The 20,460-nt window shown below is 42.1% G+C and carries 18 protein-coding genes; 3 read left to right on the top strand and 15 right to left on the bottom strand.

Annotated features, from left to right (window positions below):
• Positions 1 to 35 precede the first annotated feature (35 nt).
• Positions 36 to 764 carry an esterase/lipase family protein gene (locus ACH0QE_RS16115; RefSeq protein WP_415801598.1) on the bottom strand — a complete coding sequence of 243 codons (729 nt, stop codon included), beginning with the start codon at positions 762 to 764 and terminating at the stop codon, positions 36 to 38.
• A 217-nt stretch (positions 765 to 981) separates the two neighbouring features.
• On the opposite strand from ACH0QE_RS16115, the gene ACH0QE_RS16110 reads away from it, so the two are divergent.
• The gene (locus tag ACH0QE_RS16110; protein ID WP_415801597.1) at positions 982 to 1,485 is read left to right on the top strand and encodes a YhcN/YlaJ family sporulation lipoprotein; all 504 of its coding nucleotides are present in this window, start codon (positions 982 to 984) and stop codon (positions 1,483 to 1,485) included.
• Between the two features lie 47 nt (positions 1,486 to 1,532).
• On the opposite strand, the gene ACH0QE_RS16105 is transcribed toward ACH0QE_RS16110, so the two are convergent.
• On the bottom strand, positions 1,533 to 2,081 hold the full coding sequence (locus tag ACH0QE_RS16105) for an HD domain-containing protein (RefSeq protein ID WP_415801596.1): 549 nt from the start codon (positions 2,079 to 2,081) through the stop codon (positions 1,533 to 1,535).
• 123 nt (positions 2,082 to 2,204) lie between these two features.
• On the bottom strand, positions 2,205 to 5,690 hold the full coding sequence (locus ACH0QE_RS16100; protein WP_415801595.1) for an SCO7613 C-terminal domain-containing membrane protein: 3,486 nt from the start codon (positions 5,688 to 5,690) through the stop codon (positions 2,205 to 2,207).
• Between the two features lie 286 nt (positions 5,691 to 5,976).
• Here ACH0QE_RS16100 and ACH0QE_RS16095 point away from each other — a divergent pair, with 286 nt between their 5' ends.
• Complete coding sequence (locus tag ACH0QE_RS16095; protein ID WP_415801594.1) at positions 5,977 to 6,336, top strand: hypothetical protein; 360 nt, start codon at positions 5,977 to 5,979, stop codon at positions 6,334 to 6,336.
• Positions 6,337 to 6,583: 247 nt separating this feature from the next.
• Here ACH0QE_RS16095 and ACH0QE_RS16090 read toward each other — a convergent pair whose 3' ends face one another.
• The 3 genes from ACH0QE_RS16090 to ACH0QE_RS16080 all read right to left on the bottom strand — a co-directional run bounded on the left by ACH0QE_RS16090 (position 6,584) and on the right by ACH0QE_RS16080 (position 9,010).
• Complete coding sequence (locus tag ACH0QE_RS16090; protein WP_415801593.1) at positions 6,584 to 7,300, bottom strand: 3-ketoacyl-ACP reductase; 717 nt, start codon at positions 7,298 to 7,300, stop codon at positions 6,584 to 6,586.
• A gap of 145 nt (positions 7,301 to 7,445) precedes the next feature.
• Complete coding sequence (locus tag ACH0QE_RS16085) at positions 7,446 to 8,117, bottom strand: GNAT family N-acetyltransferase (protein ID WP_415801592.1); 672 nt, start codon at positions 8,115 to 8,117, stop codon at positions 7,446 to 7,448.
• A 20-nt stretch (positions 8,118 to 8,137) separates the two neighbouring features.
• Positions 8,138 to 9,010 (bottom strand): carbon-nitrogen hydrolase family protein, encoded by an 873-nt coding sequence (locus tag ACH0QE_RS16080; RefSeq protein ID WP_415801591.1) that lies wholly within the window; start codon positions 9,008 to 9,010, stop codon positions 8,138 to 8,140.
• 236 nt (positions 9,011 to 9,246) lie between these two features.
• Here ACH0QE_RS16080 and ACH0QE_RS16075 point away from each other — a divergent pair, with 236 nt between their 5' ends.
• Entirely contained in the window at positions 9,247 to 10,473 is a 1,227-nt protein-coding gene (locus ACH0QE_RS16075) for an MFS transporter (protein WP_415801590.1), read from the top strand.
• 147 nt (positions 10,474 to 10,620) lie between these two features.
• Here the strand turns inward: ACH0QE_RS16075 and ACH0QE_RS16070 are convergent, their stop codons facing one another.
• From ACH0QE_RS16070 to ACH0QE_RS16030, 9 genes are all read right to left on the bottom strand, one after another.
• Entirely contained in the window at positions 10,621 to 11,424 is an 804-nt protein-coding gene (locus ACH0QE_RS16070) for a serine hydrolase (protein WP_415801589.1), read from the bottom strand.
• Positions 11,425 to 11,438: 14 nt separating this feature from the next.
• Positions 11,439 to 12,449, bottom strand: a complete 1,011-nt coding sequence (locus ACH0QE_RS16065; protein WP_415801588.1) for an ABC transporter ATP-binding protein — start codon at positions 12,447 to 12,449, stop codon at positions 11,439 to 11,441.
• Between the two features lie 2 nt (positions 12,450 to 12,451).
• A complete protein-coding gene (locus ACH0QE_RS16060; RefSeq protein WP_415801587.1) occupies positions 12,452 to 13,381 on the bottom strand; it encodes an NlpC/P60 family protein in 930 nt (309 codons plus the stop codon).
• Entirely contained in the window at positions 13,368 to 14,474 is a 1,107-nt protein-coding gene (locus ACH0QE_RS16055) for a mandelate racemase/muconate lactonizing enzyme family protein (RefSeq protein ID WP_415801586.1), read from the bottom strand. Before ACH0QE_RS16055 ends, ACH0QE_RS16060 begins: the two co-directional genes overlap by 14 nt.
• Positions 14,475 to 14,494: 20 nt before the next feature.
• Positions 14,495 to 15,415 carry a S66 peptidase family protein gene (locus ACH0QE_RS16050; RefSeq protein WP_415801585.1) on the bottom strand — a complete coding sequence of 307 codons (921 nt, stop codon included), beginning with the start codon at positions 15,413 to 15,415 and terminating at the stop codon, positions 14,495 to 14,497.
• A 459-nt stretch (positions 15,416 to 15,874) separates the two neighbouring features.
• Positions 15,875 to 17,482: a peptide ABC transporter substrate-binding protein gene (locus ACH0QE_RS16045; RefSeq protein ID WP_415801623.1), complete on the bottom strand. Its 1,608-nt coding sequence runs from the start codon at positions 17,480 to 17,482 to the stop codon at positions 15,875 to 15,877.
• A 78-nt stretch (positions 17,483 to 17,560) separates the two neighbouring features.
• Positions 17,561 to 18,556, bottom strand: a complete 996-nt coding sequence (locus ACH0QE_RS16040) for an ABC transporter ATP-binding protein (RefSeq protein WP_415801584.1) — start codon at positions 18,554 to 18,556, stop codon at positions 17,561 to 17,563.
• A gap of 5 nt (positions 18,557 to 18,561) precedes the next feature.
• A complete protein-coding gene (locus ACH0QE_RS16035; protein WP_415801583.1) occupies positions 18,562 to 19,515 on the bottom strand; it encodes an ABC transporter permease in 954 nt (317 codons plus the stop codon).
• The gene (locus ACH0QE_RS16030) at positions 19,515 to 20,447 is read right to left on the bottom strand and encodes an ABC transporter permease (protein ID WP_415801582.1); all 933 of its coding nucleotides are present in this window, start codon (positions 20,445 to 20,447) and stop codon (positions 19,515 to 19,517) included. The genes ACH0QE_RS16035 and ACH0QE_RS16030 overlap by 1 nt, the downstream gene beginning before the upstream one ends.
• Positions 20,448 to 20,460: the final 13 nt, after the last annotated feature.

The raw sequence follows: 20,460 nt of genomic DNA, 5'->3' as shown, positions 1-20,460 counted from the left end.
CAAAAGGCCAGCATAGAAGCTGGCCTTTTGTCTGCTTAATTTGTATTCTTTCCTCCATCCTCCAAGCCCGTCTGAATAAGTGGCCGTACTGATGAATCTGTCAACAGGCCGCTATGGCTCACACCACTTATTTCAACATTTTCTGCTCCATCAATAATTGAACTCGTATAAGGGTTGATGACTGTATCGGCACTGCTGTAGATTGATGTGTATTGAATGGCCGATGTAGTGTCACTGCCATTTGGTGTTTCGTCAACACTGTTTAAGTCGTTTAGGAAAGCACTTCCGGGAACCATTTCTCTTGCTCCTTCTGTCCACAACCCAAAATATGAAGAAGTGGTCCCGTGATGAGGGGAACCTAATGTGACTACATCATCGACTTTCTGAGCACCTTCCAGGTATTTTACATAGTAGCGAGTACTTAGCCCACCCATACTGTGTGCGACTATATCTACTTTTGATGCTTTTGTCTGGCGTAAAACGTTTTTCACGAATGATTGCAGTTCGTACGCATTGTCTATACTGCTTCCTGTAGTATCTGAATATTGAATGGCATACAGGTAATTTGATGCCCATCCCTGGCTAACAAGCCATTGTTTCATGTTATCAAAGCTGGAAGACGAACCCGTAAAACCGTGGACAAACACGACGGGATCCTTCTCAGAAGCAACAGGCACTCTTTTGGCCGCTTCGGCTGTTGAAAAGACGGAAAGAAGAAAGACAATTGTAATAGCGATACTCATCAAACCTCTAATCTTGTTCATTAAAAACCTCCTAAAATTTTTATCTATTAATCTTATGGCAGCGCTTTCATAAAATTCCTCCATCTTGACAAATATTCACATTGCCATATAATCCAGTACCCGATTGGCCAGAAAAATAATAGTTTTTCTTCACTTTGATAAGTTGGGAAAAATCTCGAATAAAACTCCAAGTATTTGGACATTCTATTTGCGATTCAAAATTTAGGAGGATTTGCCAATGAAACGAATTAGCGTACAGATGCTTATCCTAATTATGACCGTCCTTTTGTTCACTGGGTGCAATACATATACGGATGAGGGAGCAGAAAATTATCAGATAAATAATGATGGTGCACAAATCCAGAATATCAACGACGAATACACCTCCAATTCATATAATCAAACATACAGGATGCATGTGGATGAAAACGGGGAGGAACAGGTAGAAATGCTGAATGAAGTTCAAAGCGCAACCGTCATTACCGTGCATCGAAATGCGTATGTTGCCGTAGTACTTGAAAATGGTGTTACAGAAGCTGTTCCAGATGATATAAAATCCAAAATTGCTCAACAGATCAAAGTCTCCGATGAGTCCATTGCTGATGTTTATGTATCATCCAATGCAGACTTTGTTGTCAGTATGACAGACTATAGGGAGCAGCTTCAGAGCAGGAGACCGATCGTGGGGCTAACTGAAGATTTCAATGATACAATCGAAAGGGTTTTCCCTGAGAATCGTTAAAAAATAACCAGCAAAGGGCATCGAAAAGATCGATGCCCTTTTTTCATTTAAGATGGCAATTCCGTTCCTCCAATCCCCTCATCATTCATAAGCTCTTCATCAATCATCTTATCAAGCCTGATAATGCTTTGTTTTGCGCGCTCATGTTCTATTTTCCTATAATGGTGGTTTCCGCCTTCTTCTTCATCTTTTTCATCTGCCCATTTCACTACCTGCTGAAGCGGCGTACGGACAATATCATTTGTAGGCAAAAAGGAATCTGTATGGAATAGGATTGCAAGTGAAGTGGCTTTCGCCTGCACGGGGTTCTCACCCAATCGGATCAAGAGTTTATGAGCTCTCTCCGCTCCCTTAATTGGGTGGATGTCATTTTTTCTGTATAGATCGTAGTCCCATTTGCCGTTCCTGTACCAGGTGAAATGGCCTATATCATGAAGGAAACCCGCTTTCGCTGCAATATCTACATCCACCTTATGCTGCCTGGCAAGATGGAATGCGTGGTAAGCAACAGCAATTGCGTGGGCCATGCCTGAACGCTTCAAGTATTTCTGGGCAATATGGTGTTCAAATATGTCCAAAAGAGTTACATCCCTCATTTCATACCCTCCTTAGCTGATGTGATACCCTCATTTTTATGAATGTTAACAGAAATCATAAAGAAATGCACATAAAATAAAGCTGGCAAAGGATCAAAACAATTCCCCTTTTACCAGCTTCTATTAGTTCCAGTTTTTCATTTTCAAGAGTAAGCTTTCTTTTAACTTTGCAAGGAGCGTTTTCTCCCTTCTAGCTCCTTTTTGTTTATTCCACTCATTGAAGCTGGCAACCCCGATCAGGATTGAACCCGCTATCAAGAGGTATCCCCACCAAGGGAGATTTCCCCAGAATGGGCGGGTTTGCAGGAGCACATTAAGAAGTAAAACTCCCGCCCCAACAAAGAAATAGGCTTTTACTCTCAGCCACATTCCGGCCAGCATTGAAATAAGCGACAGCGATCCAAGAATCAAGGCATCATAAACCGTATTACTTTCCAGGCCATCCTGAATGAGCCAAAGCGAGACCATAATCAATACTGCCCATTGGATATAGCTGGTGATTTGACTGCTTCTCTCTTTGAAAATAAACCGTACAAAAATCGCAAGAGCCACGAACGGAAGGACATATACCTCCCTTTCCAATAAGGCAGGGAATGTAAGCTGCTCTACGGCTGCATAATAAGGAACCAGCAGGTACGCACCTGCGATAAAAAGAATTACACTTACTCCTTTACCATGAACCCTGCTCCTCTGCATGTATAACCCTGCAGGCATAAGGAGTCCATGGATAATGAGCGCCCAGAAGGTTTCACCATTCATCAGTGCCACGGAAACAATGAACAAGAATCCAACCAATGAATAAGCATCCAGGCTTTTCAGTCCAAAAACTCCTCCCTTTTCCCAGAGATTCCTATAATTCCTTCTCCCTGAAAAAATAAGCAAAACTCCAGATCCTGAAAGAATAGCCATATCCAAATACACATGAAGCTGTGCCAGGAACAGGATTTGGATTGTACCGTAAAAAATCATGAATAATGGGAACATTGCAGCTATATCCCATTTCACACTATGGAGCAAAACCAATATCGCCGCTGCGTATCCTATAGTGATTCCAAAGAGCAGCCAGCTGAATGGATATGCTGCCAGGAAGCTTGCTACCCCTAACAGCGAAATCGGAATAAGGTAATATAAAGTTCTTTGTTTGTAATTTGCTGATGACAATAGCCAGAATACAGTCAACAAAATACTTGTCACCAGGAAGGCATAGTGGCCTGATTCTGTTTCCGTAAAATAACTGATACCTGTCTTGATTGCTAAGAACAACGTAGTGAATGCAGCGTATAATAGTGATTTCACTTTCCATTCCCTTTTGACAAAGAAAATTGTCGCAGCATAGACTCCAGTTGCAATCAAGTAGCTTAAGATCGCTTCTTCCCCGTAGATGATAAACTCAACTGCCATTATTGGAGCGAGATAAACATGGGCTATCCATGAATAAGCGACTGCGATCCCTCTCTGCTTTTGAATAAGCAAAGCGGCTGCCCCCAGCAATAACCATCCGCCTCCTGGGATGATTAAAGACTCAATTGTTGTACTAAAATCAAATATTTTTTGATTAATCGAGTCCATTGTGATCAGGTACCAGGCGAGGCTGATTACACCGGATAAAAATGCGATCAGTGACTCTTTTGTCACTCTATAAAGCAGGAGAGACATCAAGATCCCGCCAAACCAAATGAATGATTCTCCATAAATATTTGTTACCGGTGATGTGAATGTGTAAAACAGGCTTGCTGCATAGAAGCCATGCGAACTGAAAAATACTTTTTGCGAAAGGATGCTTTCCTTTGTTTTGCCTAGGACAAAACTGGCACCTAATAAAAGAACTCCCGCAAACGCGAAATTTCCGGGCATTCCAATAAGATCGCTATACAAGCTGGAATGTAACCGTATTTCTTCCCCGATTGCTGCGGCAGATAAACCGAGTGAGATGGGTGCTGCCCATTGAGCAATCAATGGCAATATCGGTCTGCTATCTATTTTCATCATGACATACAAAGCATAGCTGGTCAGAGAGAACATCAGTGCCAGCTTCCACCAATCGAGCATGGAAAAAGTAACAAGTATCGTGAAAAGCATGATCACCATTCCGACATCCCGCGAGCTAGTTTTAATCGCTTGAAGATAATTTATCTTGACCAGCCAACCTGCAAGAATGAAGAGAATGAAACCAATGAAATAAATTGGCAAAACAAGGTTTTCGAAACCGATCCATTTTCCAATCTGCAAGACGGCTTCAAACATAGCGGTGGCAAGAAAAACCGGACTTAAATATTTGAAAATGATATTTTCATTGGTATTCGTAAGATAAATGAAGTTAGCTGAAATGATCAGGTAAGCTGCCATAAGAATAAATGATGGATTTTCTGTATGAATCATCATCCCTTCAGCCGTGATGAATAAAAAAGCAAGACCTGACACAACAGCACTAGTTATTTGGAAAGCTCTTTTCAAGGCGTGTTTATCATCAATGAACCTCGGAACGAACAAAAACACAAAACCAAGAAGTGCATAACCTATCTCACTTACCTCTGTAAATCGCCAATTTTCAAGAATTTGATAGGCACCATAACTGAACATGGCACTAAAGACAAAATGATACTCTTTATGGCCATTAACGAAGATCATTGATAGATAGACTATAGCTGTCAAAATCAAATTGAACCCATTGAAAACATGATTTTCATAAAAGAAAAGCATTAATAAGGTAGACAGGACTAAGTTTGCCTGTGAATAAAGTGCAAGTTCCTTTGTGAACAGCGGCATTTGATCTTTCTTTTTAAGCTGGTGATAGGCTGCAATCAGAAGAGTATTAAAAATAATCAGCCCAAGGTAAAATCCGTCTGCTTGCAATCCAATCGCGCTCAACAGGTATGCTGCTGAAATGGATGTCGTAATGAACGTAAACCACACAAATAACCTGGAAGATAGCCTTTTGGCCAGAAACGCATATATCGGGATCAAAACCGAACTGCTTATTGCCCCTAAAATGAAGCGGCCTTCTCCATAGAATGATAAATAAGGGCCAAGCAATTCAAACCAGCCTAGTGATAAGGTGAAGATTGGCAGAAAAAGGCTGCCAAGGACAACGAACGCAAAGGCTGTCTTATCGATTTTTATGATTTTGTAGCTCATATAGGCAATTCCATAAAATAAAGCTGAAACAAGCGCGATTAATCCAGCCTTCATCCACGGAGTCATACTTTCCCAGTTACTTGTTGCTACGAACAAACCGCCAATCAATAGCATGATCACCCCAATATTCAAAGACCAGGAAATATTACGTTCACGAATCTCTTCTGCTGATTTCCTTGGTTTGACTTTTGCTGGGCGTGGTTTAGGCTGTTGTATTTGATTCTCCTTCACTGCAATATTGGCTGATGACTGAACTTTTTTGTTCTCAAGTTCAAATGCTATAGAAGTATTCTCCTTGTTCCTAGTTGCCAACTCTTTCTCCTGCCGTTCATTTGCCAGCAAATCAAGAAAATAGGCATTATGAGCTTCTGATACACTTTTGTATTCCTCTGGTGAAACATAACCTAATTCTTTTAAATTATAGAGCTCATTACGGAAAATCCTGCGTCTTTCCTCTTTAGGAGCATGTTCCATTTTTATCCCCCTATTCCTCTTAAACCCAAAACGAATTATTTAGTGTAATTTTACACCTTTTATAAAATAATTCAACATTATAATTTAAAAAACCAAAAATGATTTTTCGACAATTTTCTATTCCAACATTGCGCATGCACCTTTATAATAGGATAAGTGTTTACAGGTTGTTTTATTTGGACAAAGTGTTTTTCCTCCGCCATTCTGTTTCGATTTATAAGTTTCAGAATCGGAATGCTAAAACCACCCTGGTAAGAAACTAATTAAAAGATTACGAGGTAAGAAGATGATTGATTTTTTATGGTTAATGTATTTAGGGTTTATGGGCACGACGGCAATTTGGTTTTTGATCAAAGGGAAATATAAAAACAATGTCACCAGGCTGGATTTTGTCATTTCAATAATAACTTGGCTTGGTTTATTCGGATATGTGACCGAAACAGAAATGCTAACTCCTTTAGTATGGAAAATCGTCTTCGTTTTCGGTCTCCTTTGGGATGTGTCTTTCACCATATTCTTTGCGGAGCGGTTTGCAGGGGATTTTGGCCTGGAAGAAGAGAAAGAACCCATGCCGCTTGCAGCTAAACTTAGCGGATTGATATTTGTACTGCCCCTTTATTATGGGATATTCCAATATGCTTTTTAAAACGGCTAAGGCCGTTTTTTTTTGCTTTTCTTATGTTATACCAAAATAATAGTGTCGTTTTTTGATATAATAACCGACGATTCAGGGGATGAAACAGCATGTATTAGAGATATCCTTCTTCGTAATTAGTACCAGGTACTATTAGTGATCATCAGTGTATTTCTCAGAAAGACACTTTAATTTTGTTTGGATTTGCCGGAAAATAAAAAAGAGGATAAAACCTTTATTGGTTCTATCCTCGGAATGATTATGGATTTGTAGACCACATTCCAGCAGTCTTGATGAAAACACGGCGGTTCAATTTTAATTGCGCTACCATTAACTCGGCCAGATCTTCTGGCTGCATGACTTTATCCGGATTGCCATCTGTTAAATTCGTCTCAATGGCCAGGTCAGTAGCTACGGTACTTGGAGTAAGCGCGCTGACACGGATGTTATGTTTTCGAACTTCAAGCATTAGCGATTCAGTCAATCCTAGCACCCCGAACTTTGATGCGCTATATGCACTCGTTACCGGTGCTCCCTTTTGCCCTGCAGTTGACGCAACATTGATTATGTCACCTGTCTTCCGCTCAATCATACCTGGCAGAACCGCACGAGTCACATAGTATGTTCCCATCAAGTTGACCTGGATGATTTTTTCCCACTCCTGCGGCTCCAAATCAAGAAAGCCGCCGAATTTTGCGATTCCCGCATTGTTAATCAGGATATCTATAGGGCCGATTTCTTCTGTTACATGCTCGACAGCGTGCTGTATAGATTCGATGTCAGATACATCAGCGACAGCTCCAGAAACATTTACCCCATATTCCTCAAGTTCAGTTGTAACCTTCTCCAGATTGGCAAGTGTTAGCCCAATCATGCCAATATTTACGCCTTCTTTCGCCAGAGCTATAGCAGCAGCCCGGCCGATGCCTCTTCCAGCACCCGTTATCAGCGCAGTTTTCCCTTTTAAAGATTCCATATGATGACCCCTTTCAATTATGTAGTCAAGGGTTAATTATAGAAAACCTTATCGGTGAAAACAAATCTTGTGACTCATTTTAAAAACGGTAAACGATTTGGCGCACAAAAAGACCAGCAGTAAAGGATAACTGCTGGTTAGCACATTACAATGGCAACAATGCCACAGTTTCTTTATTCTTAAGCTGATCCACCATCCTCTTCCACTTCTCTGGTTTCTTTTCGAGAACGGAATAATAAGTGGTAAGAAAATCTGTAATTAATGCTGCAGGTAGTTCATTAGTATTTTCATCAGTCGGCATGAAACATAAATCAAGTCCTTCCACTGCTTCTCCGTCATTTTCCCATGACGGATGGACGTATTCCATATCAAGACGCTTATACCCAAGGTGAGATAATACTTCGCGTCTCACAAACGGGTCCATCGTTTTTACACCGCCAAAATCATGGTCTGTCTTACGGTACGGATCATAAATTTCTGCGAACATCCCAAACAATTCTACCCCTTGATCACCAGCGAGGTTCTGCAGGTCTTCCATCCTTTTATTTGCAAGGAATCTCCCAAGACTAAGGCCAGGTTTTCCGACGATGGTAAAGTCAGTCATCGCAATATTCCAGTCAGGATAGTACCGGTATTCGGTTACTCCCACCACTTCACCCTCATGAACAGCAACAAAGACTCTGATGCCTGGATCTTCTAGTGGTCCTTTCCATAAATCAAACTCCAATACTTCTTCCGGAGGGAAAACTTCTTTCATTAAATCGTGGAGCTTTGCAAAAAGTGGATCATCTATATTGTTAACGCGGATATATTCCATGAAGAGTGCTCCTTATCATTTTAGATTTTTTCTGCCTTTTCCCAGTCTGGATACAGGTCTGTGCGGCGGTCACGCCATGTAGTGACTGAACCGCGCTCTCGGACTTCGTACAATAGTTCTAAATCTAGATCAGCAGTTACGACCATATCATCATTAAGTTCCCCTTCGACCTGAAGCCCTTTTGGAGGGAACGGAATGTCATTAGGAGTAATCACTGCCGCCTGGCCAAAGTTAGCACGCATAAAGTCCACAGTAGGCAATGCGCCTACTGTTCCTGTCAAAACGACATATACCTGGTTTTCAATGGCCCGCGCATGGCTAGTATAACGGACACGATGGAATCCATGTCGCTCATCCGTACAAGATGGAACGAAAATGACATCTGCACCTTTTGCTTTAGCCATCCTTACGATTTCAGGAAACTCAATATCATAGCAGGTTAGTATCGCGATGCGTCCTTTCTCTGTATCAAATACCCTGAAATCCTCTCCTGCACTCATATTCCACTCATTTACCTCAGTAGGTGTAATATGAAGCTTCGCCTGCTCAACGATTCTGCCATCCGGATAAAACATATGCGCCACATTATACAATTTCCCTTCACGTGCAATGACATGTGTTCCGCCAATGATGTACATCCCTGTTTCCAATGCGAAATTCTGGAACAGGTTTAAATATTGTTCGGTAAAACCGGGGAGTTCATTGATGGTCAGCCTCGTACCCTGCTCACTGCCTATTGATAATAATTGAGTAGTAAAGAACTCAGGAAACAAAACGAACTCTGAACCATACTCCTGCGCTGTTTTTACATAATGCTCACATTGCTGAGCAAACTCTTCGAACGAGCTGATCGTGTGAAGATGGTATTGGACTGCGGAAACTCTTATTTTCACCCATCATTCCCCCTAAATCTATAGATTACATTTTGAAGTCAAATTATTAGAAATACGAAAATCATTATATAGCATTTTGCTTTTTATGAATACATTTTTCATTAAAATTAGGCAAGAAATTGAATTACAGCTTGAGCCACTTACCCTGCCCGCGAAAAAAATATTCCTTTTTAAATACAATTAGATTATAATCTAATTAGATTAAATTCTAATTAGGTCCAACCATGGAGGGCATTATGTTCAAAACATTCAACCTGGAGAAATCCTACCGTAAACTATTCCTCGCTGGGATCATCAATGGAATTGGAGATCGGTTCAGCCAGGTTGCACTTCTGGCTTTAATACTGCAAATGACTGGTTCTGGCCTGTCAGTCGGAATTACAATGGCTCTCAGGATGATTCCTTTTTTATTCTTTAGTCCCTTAAGCAGCAGCCTTGCAAGAAAAGTTGGAAGAAAAACGATTATGATAGTAACAGATCTTGCGAGAGCGGTTATTGCATTATCTTTTCTTGCGGTCAACTCTCCGGCTGATATGTGGATTGTTTATGCCGCTTCCTTCTTGCTGGCCTCAGGAGAAGCTATCTACGCACCGATTAGGAAGTCCAGTATCCCAGCCATCGTTTCCTCAAAGTCACTAAAAGAAATTAACAGTTGGGAACAGGTTTTGATGGGGTTTGTTTTAGTTATAGGAGCGTTAAGTGGTGGGATTGTCTCATACTTTCTAGGGGCAAAAGCAGCATTTCTGATTAATATAGTCTCCTTTCTTGTAGCTGGCTGGATTTTATCGACTTTACCTTCTCTTGATGGTAAGAAAGAAATTGTATTTAAGAGTAAACCAAATCATGAAAAATACAGTGAATTGGTTCCTGTTATTGTGACTTCATCCTTCCTGCTGATGTTGATGATGTTCGAGCTTATTATCCCGCTGATTAATGGGATTGAGAATGTCTTATTAAGCGTGTATGCCGTAGAAACGTTTGAAAAAGCTGACTTGGGAGTGGGCATCTTTTACAGTGTTCTTGGTCTAGGCTTAATTATCAGCCCTTTATTAACGAAGATGGTAAAAAAGAGGTTTTTATTATTTTCATTTATATGTGTCATAGGCGAAGGATTGTTTTTAACGACGATAAGCCAGACCAAAGCTTTCTGGTTGGCCGCTGTTCTATTTGGCATGACCGCAATATTCAGTGGAGTCGGCAACACACTTCTTGACACGGTAGCAATGGAAACAATACCTTCGAAATGGCATGGAATGTACTTTGGCCTAAAAAGCATGTTGTCAAATACCTTTATCGGAATATCTATGTTCTTTACCGGTATAGCCCTGGAATGGTTCAATCCAAGAATGGTGGGCATGTTTGGCGGAATCATGTATATAGTTGCCGGATCCTTTTTCTTATTATGGTCCCTAAAATATAGTCTTCATCTTGAAAAAGCTAAATTAATAAAAAAAGCGATGTAGGAATAGCAAAAGCTCCATCGTAATGGACGATGGAGCTATTTGTTTCAACGAAATCCATTTTATTCAAGAGAATTAATTCCATATTACTCCATTAAGGATATGATATTAGATTGCTAGCATTTGATATCAATTCGATATCGAATGCTATCACATATGGTCAGAATCTGTCGAAACGCCTGTTATAAAGGTGTTTATGTGCTTCCCAATCTGTCGTATTGTCGATTTTCCCGATTCCGACTCTTCAAGACGATCAATCAAAACGACAATATATGCCTGCTTTTCACCATAGGTTATAATACCGCAATCGTGTTCGACACCGGGGAGTTCTCCTGTCTTATTTCCGATTTTCAATAGAGCATCATCCATATAAAATGGCAGCTTTTCCTTGAATTGTTGTTGCAGGAGAAACGAAAGGAACGTGTTTCTCGATTGTTTATTTAAAGATACTCCAGCAACAGCTTCTTTCAGGCATAACGCGAGATCAGCTGCGGATGTAAAGTTATCGTTTCCGAATTGAATGGCATCGAAATCCAACATTTTACGCTGCAATATAGAGTTCTTCATTCCAATCCTGGATATAGTCGAATTGATTGACTTTGTCCCTATCAAATCAATTAATAGATTAGTCGCCGAATTATCCGACACAATGGTCATAAGGGACAACAAATCCTCGACAGGCAGCTGCTTAACTTTCATAGCCTGGAGAACACCCGTGTCTCCGATTTTGTCACTTTCACGAATGGTCACGAGTCTGTCTTTTTGCAGCTTACCTGCTTCAATTTGTCTCAGAGCCTCGATTAATATCGGCAGTTTTATCAAACTGGCAGACTGGTAAACTTCATTGCCGTTAAATTCTATGATTAATCCTTCTATTTCCAAAAACAAACTCGCCCGGCCCTTGCACCCAGCGAGTTCTTTCAATAGTCTATCTCTTAAATCTTCTAATTTCATAGCTATTCTGTTCCTTATCTGAAATTGACAAGCATTTCTTTTTTATCTTTTCCTTCTAAATGTTCATCATATAAATGACAGGCAACATAATGGTCTTTGTCGATTTCCTGCCAAACAGGTTTCTTCTGGGCACAGATATCCATTGCGTGCTGGCATCTGGTTCGGAATACACAACCGCTCGGAGGATCCATCGGGCTTGGCAATTCTCCCTGCAGGATGATACGTTCCCGCTTATCCTCCACATCCGGATCCGGTATCGGGATGGCAGACAGCAATGCCTGAGTATAAGGATGCAGCGGTTTATTGTAAAGCTGGTTACTAGCCGTGAGCTCGACGATATGTCCAAGATACATAACACCAATCCGGTTGCTGATTTGCTTGACCATGGAAAGGTCGTGAGCAATGAATAGATAAGTCAACCCCTTTTCTTTTTGGAGTCGCTTCAACAGATTTACGACCTGTGCCTGTACTGATACATCAAGTGCAGAAATTGGTTCATCCGCTATGATAAAGTCTGGATCAAGCGCAAGTGCCCTTGCAATTCCTATTCTCTGACGCTGCCCTCCACTAAACTCGTGTGGATAACGGTTCGCATGGTCACGATTCAATCCTACATCTTTCAGGAGCTGATAAATTCGTTCCAGACGTTCTTTTTTGTTTGGAAACAATCCATGAACTTCCATCGGTTCAGATATAATTTCCTTTACCGTAGAACGTGGGTTCAGTGAGGCATATGGATCCTGGAAAATCATCTGCATCTGCTTATGGAACTGAAATTTTTCTTTTTCCGAAAGCGAATGCACGTCTTTGCCGTTAAAAACAACTTCTCCATCTGTCCGGTCATAAAGTCCAATCATTGTTCTGCCGGCTGTGGATTTTCCGCATCCAGATTCCCCGACAAGGCCAAAGGTCTCGCCTTTATATATATCGAATGAAATGCCATCTACTGCTTTAAGGATTTCATTTTTACCCATAGTAAAATGCTTCTTTAAATCTCTTACACTTAATAAAACTTCATTTTCCATATTTATTCCTCCGTATCAATCCAGTAGCGTCTCGCTGCACAGAGTTCTTTTTCGTAGATTGTTCCTTCTAAAGAAATGATCTCGATATTCTTTCCAGTATTCGGTGAATGGAGAAGCTTGCCGTCACCATAATAGATACCGACATGATGGATGCTACCTTTTCCTTCCTCATAAGCGAAGAAGAGCAAGTCGCCTGGCAGGATGTCGGACACTGGTACTTCTTTACCCGCAGCAGCCTGTTCATGGGCGTCCCTCGGAATGATATAGCCGTTCGCCAGGCACATATTATAACTGAAACCCGAGCAGTCATAGCCATAGCTGCTCATTCCGCCCCAAAGATATGGCAATCCGAGGAATTGTTCGCCAGCAGCGACGATTGCGGCCCCATTCTTCTTAGGAATTTCCTTATCCGATGGAATAACTGCTACATCCTCAGCTCTTAAGATGCCAATACCAGTTGGTGTTTTAACGCGAATTCGATCGACTATATCCTCCACGATCGGCAATGTGGTCTGATAGCTCAATTCCATCAGCTTTTCGTTCTTTTCGGAATATAGAAGGGCTTTCTTAGCGGTAATGACTGCTGCAGGTCCCTGCTTGATATACCAATCTGATTGTTGAATCAGCTGATCTTTTGGGATCCACCCTGGATATCCGCGACGATCTTTTCCGGATGGCTGGTCAGGGACAATAACATGTGCCCATTCATTCACTTCATCAATGATCAAGACTTCCTGACCAAATAAAACCTGTGATTGAACCAGATTATCATCGCACAATAGTAGTCGTGGCTCATAAGTAAGCTTTTCAAGCCATTTATCTAAATTCAGGTTACCGGAAATTGCGTCACTGTCGATTTCTCTCGCTGAATCGTGGGAAGTCCACAAAGTCGCCACAGGGACATTGACGAGCCAAATATTATTGCTTTCCATTGGAAATTCCTCCTTCTGAAAGGACCTTTTCTATACCAAGACCTGGTTGGTCCGGAAGTGTTATTTTTCTACCATTATACTTTATTCCGCCTGAAATCGCTTCATTTGCCAGCATTAATGGCGCGTCGAAATCAAAACGCGTGATGTTTTTCTTGCTTGCTGCGAAGTGGGCAGCAGCGGTAATTCCCAGCCGTGTTTCAATCATACTGCCAACCATGCATTCAATCCCAGCGGTTTCAGCCATTTGGTTAATCATTTGTGCTTGATAAATTCCGCCAGACTTCATTAATTTAATATTAATAAGGTCTGCACTTCTCCTTCTGATCACCTCAAATGCCTGTTTCGGTGAAAATACACTTTCATCAGCCATTATTAAAGTATCGACTGAATCAGTTACCTGCTTTAAACCATCCAGATCTTCTGCTTTAACTGGCTGTTCAACCAGCTCGATATCAAGTCCAAGGTCCTCCATTTTTCGGATCGCCCTGACTGCATCCTTCGGTTTCCATCCCTGGTTCGCATCGAGCCGAATTTTAATATCATTGCCTATTCTTTTGCGGATTTCCTGGATCCTGGCAATATCGGTTTCGATCTCACCGATTCCTACCTTAACCTTAAGTACATTGAACCCATTGCTGACATAACCAACAGCATCCTCACCCATTTCATCAGGGCTGTTCACACTGACAGTAAAATCGGTTTCAAGCTCGTTTCTGTAGCCTCCAAGGAATTGATAGAGCGGAAGGCTGCAATTTTGCGAGATACAGTCGTACAATGCCATATCAACGGCTGCTTTTGCGCTGGTATTGTTAACAAGGATGGTTTTTAACCCCTGGAAAATGGCTTCAAAGTTCAATAGATTCTTTTTTAATAAAAACGGCTTGATGACGTCATTGATTGCACCCTCGATACTTACGAGACTGTCCCCTGTTATGACCAATGTAGGCGGTGCCTCTCCCCAGCCGATAATTCCATTATCACAGGTTATTTTCATAAAAATGGCTTCAGCTACAGTAACTGTACGGAGTGCGGTTTTAAACGGCTTTTTCAAAGTGACAGCATTACGGTATGTCTCGATTTTTTCAATAATCATAACTCTTATCTCCTTTGATTCTATTTGAGCCCACTCTCAACAAATAATGTTTTCTCTTTGGTATTCATGGATGCAGCCGCCCCGAGTGGCACACCAATGTGAGGAGAGCAATGCCCCATTTTGAATCCTTTGAGAGTTGGTTTACCGGCAAGTTTCATGTAATGGTCTATAACTTCTTCCAGAGTTAAAGAAAGTTCTCTTTCTGGTACGCAGTTATTAAAGTCACCGACAATGATTCCGGCTGATTCCTGGAGCTTGCCAGCCATATACAGCTGGTTCAGCATCCTGTCTACAGCCCGCGGCTCTTCATTTATGTCTTCAATAAGCAGAATCTTACCTTCTGTATCAATTTCAAATGGTGTGCCCATAGAGCTTGAAAGAAGCGAGAGGTTTCCGCCAACTAATGATCCTTCTGCGGATCCTGGGACCAGTTCTTCAATTTGCGAAAGCTCAGTAGAATAATTTAGCTCTGCTGGTGTAAACAATTGCTGGAATGTATCCTTGGAAATTTGATTAGCTTCTTCTTTGCCAATATCCGAAGCAAGCATTGGACCATGGAAAGTTACCAGTCCTGTCTGCTGCCTGATTGCAGTGTGCAAGAATGTAATGTCGCTGTAGCCCCAAAAGATTTTAGGATTATTTTTAATAACATCATAGTCTATCGCTGACGCAATTCGAGCTGTGCCATAACCGCCGCCAGCACAGATGATTCCTTTGACATCATCATCAAGGAACATCTCATGTAAGTCTGCCAGTCTCTCTTCATCATTCCCGGCAAGATAGCCATATTCAGTATAAAGTGATTTTCCTAATTTATAATTGAGCCCTAAATCCTCGACGAATTTTAAGCCGCGCTTAAGGTTTTCTTTATTAGGCGGACTCGCTGGCGCTATGACTGCCACGGTATCCCCTTTTTTTAGACGATCGGGCTTCATTGTCATTTCAACCGACTCCCTTTTATTAACGTTTTTTCGAAGTAGACATAACTATTTTATTGACTACTTTAAGAGCGCACTGGATAAAGTTAGATTCCCTGCTCTGTCTGAAATTTAGTTCCCGGACCATTTTGGGTAAATGCAGCAGGCCTGCCTTGCCCAAAATTCAGTTCTCAGACCCTTTTCGGTAAATGCAACGGAACTGCTTTGCCCCAAATTCAGTTCACCGGCTCGTTTAGGTAAATGCAACGGAACTGCTTTTACCCAAAATTAGTTTCCAGCTCCTTTTCGGTAAATGCATCGGAACTGCTCTGCCCGAAATTCAGTCCCCAGACCATTTTGGGTAAAAGCAGCAGGCCTCCTTTGCCGCAAAAATAAGATTCATATGTATTAAGGATATTTTCAAATAGTATGTACTAGTAAAAAAAGAGGTGTTCCAAGATGAACACCTCTTTCTTAGAATCATTACTTCTTATCTGCCCACTTTAATTCAAGGTATCCTACCGGATGGCGGACAACATCTGTTACTGCTTCATTTTGAAGATATACTTGGTTATAGAAGTGGACAGTAAAGATTGGTGCTTCCTCAAACAAAATCTTCTCTGCCTCATACATTAATTCAAAACGTTTTGCTTCGTCAGATTCATTTTTTGCTTGTTGAATTAGTTCATCATACTTCGGATTGCCCCAGCCAGTACGGTTCATGGAGTGGCCAGTCTGGAAGTTTTCCAGGAAGTTGATTGGATCAGCATAGTCAGCAAGGAATGAACTGCGGGAAAGCTGGTGCTTTAGTGCTTTCTGTTCTTCCGCGAATACATTCCATTCCATGTTCGCAAGCTTGACTTCTACGCCAAGGTTTTCTTTGAACATTTGCTGCAATGCTTCAGCGATTTTTTTATGGACATCACTAGTGCTGTACGTCAGGGTCACTTCAGGAAGTTCAGTGTAGCCTTCTTCTTCCATTCCCTTCTTTAGTAAAGCTTTAGCTTCTTCTACATCAGTTTTATTGAAATCTCCATTTACTTCACGGAAGTCCTTGCCTGATGGATCCTGGAATCCAGGAGAAACAAATCCATATGCAGCTTTTTCTTTGTTCTTTGTAACAAAGTCAACGATTTTTTGCTGGTCAACAGCAAGTGCAAAGGCTTTACGGATATTTACATTCTGGAACGGTTCTTTTGTAACATTGAAGCGGTAGAAATAATCTCCTGCCTGATCTTCAACCTGTACCTTTCCTTCTTCAAACAACTTATCACTTAATTCTGCTGGAACATCTGAAACATCTAGATCCCCAGCTTGATACATTTGATACTCAGTGTTTGTGTCGTCAACGATTGCCCATTCAACACGGTCAAGGTTTACGTTTTCAGCGTCCCAATACTGTTCATTCTTTTCCATGACGAATTTTGTGTCATGCTCCCAGCTTGCAAGGTTAAATGGTCCGTTGCCTACGAATGAGTCAGCTTCGGAGAACCATTCAGGGTTTTCCTTCGCAACTTTTTCATTGATCGGGAAGAATGCCGGGTTGGCAATGACACTTAAGAAATATGCCTGCGGGCTTGTTAAAGTAACTTCAAACGTCTTGTCATCTACTGCTTTTACTTTTACATTGTCAGCAGAACCCTTTCCGCTGTTGAATTCCTCTCCGCCTTCAATGAAATACCCAAGGAAAGCTGCAGCTGATCCAGTTGCAGGATCCAATAGACGCTTCCAGGCGAATTCGAAATCCTTCGCTGTTACATCGTCGCCATTAGACCATTTTGCATCTTTACGGATGTGGAATGTATATGTCTTTCCATCTTCAGATACATCCCACTTTTCTGCAGTTGCTGCTTTTGGCTGGTGGTCTTTACCCAGACGTGTAAGACCTTCCATCAGGTTGTTCAAAGCGTTCCATGAAGCTGAGTCGAAACCGATTGGCGGGTCAAAGGAAGTTGGTTCCTGGCCGTTGTTGAGGTAAAGGACTTTTTCTTCTCCTTTTTCACCATTGTCTTTTCCGTCTGTTTCTTTACCCGTGTTTTCATTTGCGGTACATGCAGCCATCGTGAATACAAGCATTGCTGCCATGAGCATGGTTAAGAACTTTTTCACTCTGTTTCCCCCTTATGTTGATCTAAATTTATATCAAAAAGGCATTAGCCTGTTTGAACCTTATCTGCTTGCAATCAATTTTTGCGCTCGCTCATCCTGGAGCCAGCAGTCCACACCGTGGCTGTCGGAAAGCTTTGTTGCTGAAGGGTAGACTTTATCACAAACCTCCATTGCATATGGGCATCGGGCTGTGAAAGGACATCCAACTGGCGGAGAGAATAAATCAGGCGGAGTCCCGCCGATCGGTATCAGCTCAGCACCATCCACGTCCAAACGCGGAACAGAATTCAATAGTCCTTTCGTATATGGATGTTGTGGATTGTAAAAAATCTCTCTCCTGGTCCCTGTTTCGACGATTTTACCAGCATACATGACTGCGATTCGATCAGCGACTTGTGCAACTACTCCTAAATCATGGGTAATCAGGATAATCGAGACGCCTGTTTTTTTCTGGATATCACGGAACAATTCTAAAATCTGAGCCTGGATTGTCACGTCAAGCGCTGTTGTCGGCTCGTCCGCAATCAAAACCTCCGGCTGGCAGACTAGCGCCATGGCGATAACAATCCTTTGCCTCATACCGCCGCTGAATTGATGAGGGTATTGTTTCAGGCGGACTTGTGGGCTCGGTATTCCCACCAGGTCAAGCATTTGTACTGCCACTTTCTTTGCTTGCTCCTTTGACAGGTTCATGTGCTGGAGAATCCCTTCAGTCAGCTGATCCCCGATTGTCAAAGTCGGATTCAATGCAGTCATCGGATCCTGGAAAATCATCGATATATCAGACCCGCGAATTTTTCGCATCTCAGAATCCTTAAGCTTCGTCAGATCCTTCCCTTTAAAAACGATGGAGCCACCATCAAACCTGCCGGGTGGTTCCGGAATCAATCTCATGATACTTTGTGAAGTCACGCTTTTCCCGCAACCAGACTCCCCTACAATCGCTAAAGTTTCCCCTTTATGTAAATCAAAAGTGACTCCACGGACAGCTTTAACCTCACCGCCGTAAGTCTTGAATGAAACATGAAGGTCTTTTACTTCAAGTGCTTTTTCCATGCTGCCTACCTCCTTAGCTTCGGGTCAAGTGCATCCTGAAGCCCATCACCTAAAACGTTAAACGAAAACATTGTCATTGAAATGAAGAATGCCGGAAAAAACAGCCTCCACCAGTCACCTGATAAAATAACCGGCAAAGCATCACTTGCCATCGATCCCCAGCTCGCAAGCGGTGCCTGGATTCCCAAACCAAGGAAGCTGAGGAATGCTTCAGCAAAGATAGCAGATGGAACGGAAAGTGTTATTTGCACAATGATTGGTCCCATCGTATTTGGCAACAGATTTTTTCGGATGATTCTTGCAGTTTTCGTTCCGAATGTTTTAGATGCTAACACGTATTCGTAGTTCTTGATTTGCAGGACTTGGCCGCGGACAATCCGCGCCATCCCTATCCAGCCAGTAATCGTTAGTGCGAAAATGATCGTAGCAAGGCTAGGCCCCATCACTACGCTGATTAAAATAACTACAAGCAGATATGGAAGCCCGTAAAGAACTTCAATAATCCTCATCATGAAATGGTCTGTTCTGCCGCCTTTATAGCCTGCAATCCCGCCATAAATGACCCCGATAAGAAAATCAATCAATGCTGCAGCAATGCCGACGAATAATGATATACGTGCCCCATACCAAGTCCGGGTAAATACATCCCGCCCCAGCTCATCGGTTCCAAACCAATACTCACTTGACGGCGGAAGATTTTGATTGACCAAATCCTGATGGTCAACAGTGTGAGGCGAAATGATAGGCCCGAAAATAGCCATGAATGTCAAAACAGATAAGAAGAATAACCCCATCATTGCAAGCTTGTTTTTCAGGAGGCGTCTCCATGCATCCTGCCAATACGACAGGCTGGGCCTGACAACAGCTTCTGCTTCCGAGTCATTTTTTTCAATAGGAACAAACCAGTCGTCAGGAATGGACGAGACTGCAGGCGGTTCCTGATGTTTACGCAGAGCCATCATTTTCCCTCCTTTTTATGAAGCTTGATCCTTGGGTCAAGAATGCCGTAGGCGAGGTCTACAAGGAAAAGCATCATGATCAATACTGTACTGTAAAAAATCGTTGTTCCCATTATGACAGGGTAGTCACGTTGGTTGATGCTTTCGACAAAGTACTTGCCCATGCCTGGAATCGCAAAGATCTTTTCGATTACGAAAGTTCCTGTAAGAATACTAGCTGCCAATGAGCCAAGAATCGTGACAACTGGAAGCAATGCATTCTTTAAAGCATGTTTAAACACAATTTTTACAGGTGACAGGCCTTTTGCCTTTGCTGTCCGTATGTAGTCTTGAGTCAAGACCTCAAGCATGCTGGATCTCGTCAAACGGGCGATGATTGCCATAGGTCCGGTAGCAAGTGCCAATGTTGGCAGGATCATATGTTTCGGACTGGTCCAGGTGGCAACCGGAAGGATCTCCCATGTAACGGCCAGCTGCTGGATCAGCAGGGTTGCCATGACAAAGTTTGGAACCGAAATACCGACTACGGCTACTGTCATTGCAAGATAATCAATCAAACCATTATGTCGAAGTGCCGCAATGATTCCCAGGAGGATGCCAGAAAAAATAGCGACGATCAGCGTGATCATTCCCAGCTCGAATGAAACAGGGAATCCCCTGCCAAGCATTTCGTTTACAGTCTGTGAGGACTTTTTAATAGAAGGCCCAAAATCGAAAGTCGCGACCGATTTTAAGTATATAAAGTATTGAACGTATAAAGGCTCATCCAAATGATAGAAACTTTCAAGGTTCTTTTGGACTGCTTCGCTCGTCGTCCGCTCCTCGTTAAAAGGAGAGCCAGGAATTGAGTGCATCAAGAAGAAGGTCAACGTGATGATGACCAACAAGGTGACCGCCATCGAGCCCAGTCGTTTGAGTATGTAATGGAGCATTAACTCACATCCT

Source organism: Mesobacillus sp., from assembly GCF_047739415.1.
Classification (GTDB): Bacteria; Bacillota; Bacilli; order Bacillales; family Cytobacillaceae; genus Mesobacillus.
Note: the sequence above shows the minus strand (reverse complement) of the source record. Positions and strands in the feature narration are given on the sequence as shown.

What these genes read in the sequence shown, in the direction of transcription:
- ACH0QE_RS16095 (WP_415801594.1), top strand. Translation starts at nt 5,977, where the DNA reads ATGATTGATTTTTTATGGTTAATGTATTTAGGGTTTATGGGCACGACG.
- ACH0QE_RS16085 (WP_415801592.1), bottom strand. Translation starts at nt 8,117, where the DNA reads ATGGAATATATCCGCGTTAACAATATAGATGATCCACTTTTTGCAAAG.
- ACH0QE_RS16035 (WP_415801583.1), bottom strand. Translation starts at nt 19,515, where the DNA reads ATGGCTCTGCGTAAACATCAGGAACCGCCTGCAGTCTCGTCCATTCCT.
- ACH0QE_RS16065 (WP_415801588.1), bottom strand. Translation starts at nt 12,449, where the DNA reads ATGGAAAATGAAGTTTTATTAAGTGTAAGAGATTTAAAGAAGCATTTT.
- ACH0QE_RS16055 (WP_415801586.1), bottom strand. Translation starts at nt 14,474, where the DNA reads ATGATTATTGAAAAAATCGAGACATACCGTAATGCTGTCACTTTGAAA.
- ACH0QE_RS16100 (WP_415801595.1), bottom strand. Translation starts at nt 5,690, where the DNA reads ATGGAACATGCTCCTAAAGAGGAAAGACGCAGGATTTTCCGTAATGAG.
- ACH0QE_RS16040 (WP_415801584.1), bottom strand. Translation starts at nt 18,556, where the DNA reads ATGGAAAAAGCACTTGAAGTAAAAGACCTTCATGTTTCATTCAAGACT.
- ACH0QE_RS16060 (WP_415801587.1), bottom strand. Translation starts at nt 13,381, where the DNA reads ATGGAAAGCAATAATATTTGGCTCGTCAATGTCCCTGTGGCGACTTTG.
- ACH0QE_RS16045 (WP_415801623.1), bottom strand. Translation starts at nt 17,482, where the DNA reads ATGCTCATGGCAGCAATGCTTGTATTCACGATGGCTGCATGTACCGCA.
- ACH0QE_RS16030 (WP_415801582.1), bottom strand. Translation starts at nt 20,447, where the DNA reads ATGCTCCATTACATACTCAAACGACTGGGCTCGATGGCGGTCACCTTG.
- ACH0QE_RS16105 (WP_415801596.1), bottom strand. Translation starts at nt 2,081, where the DNA reads ATGAGGGATGTAACTCTTTTGGACATATTTGAACACCATATTGCCCAG.
- ACH0QE_RS16075 (WP_415801590.1), top strand. Translation starts at nt 9,247, where the DNA reads ATGTTCAAAACATTCAACCTGGAGAAATCCTACCGTAAACTATTCCTC.
- ACH0QE_RS16115 (WP_415801598.1), bottom strand. Translation starts at nt 764, where the DNA reads ATGAACAAGATTAGAGGTTTGATGAGTATCGCTATTACAATTGTCTTT.
- ACH0QE_RS16070 (WP_415801589.1), bottom strand. Translation starts at nt 11,424, where the DNA reads ATGAAATTAGAAGATTTAAGAGATAGACTATTGAAAGAACTCGCTGGG.
- ACH0QE_RS16090 (WP_415801593.1), bottom strand. Translation starts at nt 7,300, where the DNA reads ATGGAATCTTTAAAAGGGAAAACTGCGCTGATAACGGGTGCTGGAAGA.
- ACH0QE_RS16050 (WP_415801585.1), bottom strand. Translation starts at nt 15,415, where the DNA reads ATGACAATGAAGCCCGATCGTCTAAAAAAAGGGGATACCGTGGCAGTC.
- ACH0QE_RS16110 (WP_415801597.1), top strand. Translation starts at nt 982, where the DNA reads ATGAAACGAATTAGCGTACAGATGCTTATCCTAATTATGACCGTCCTT.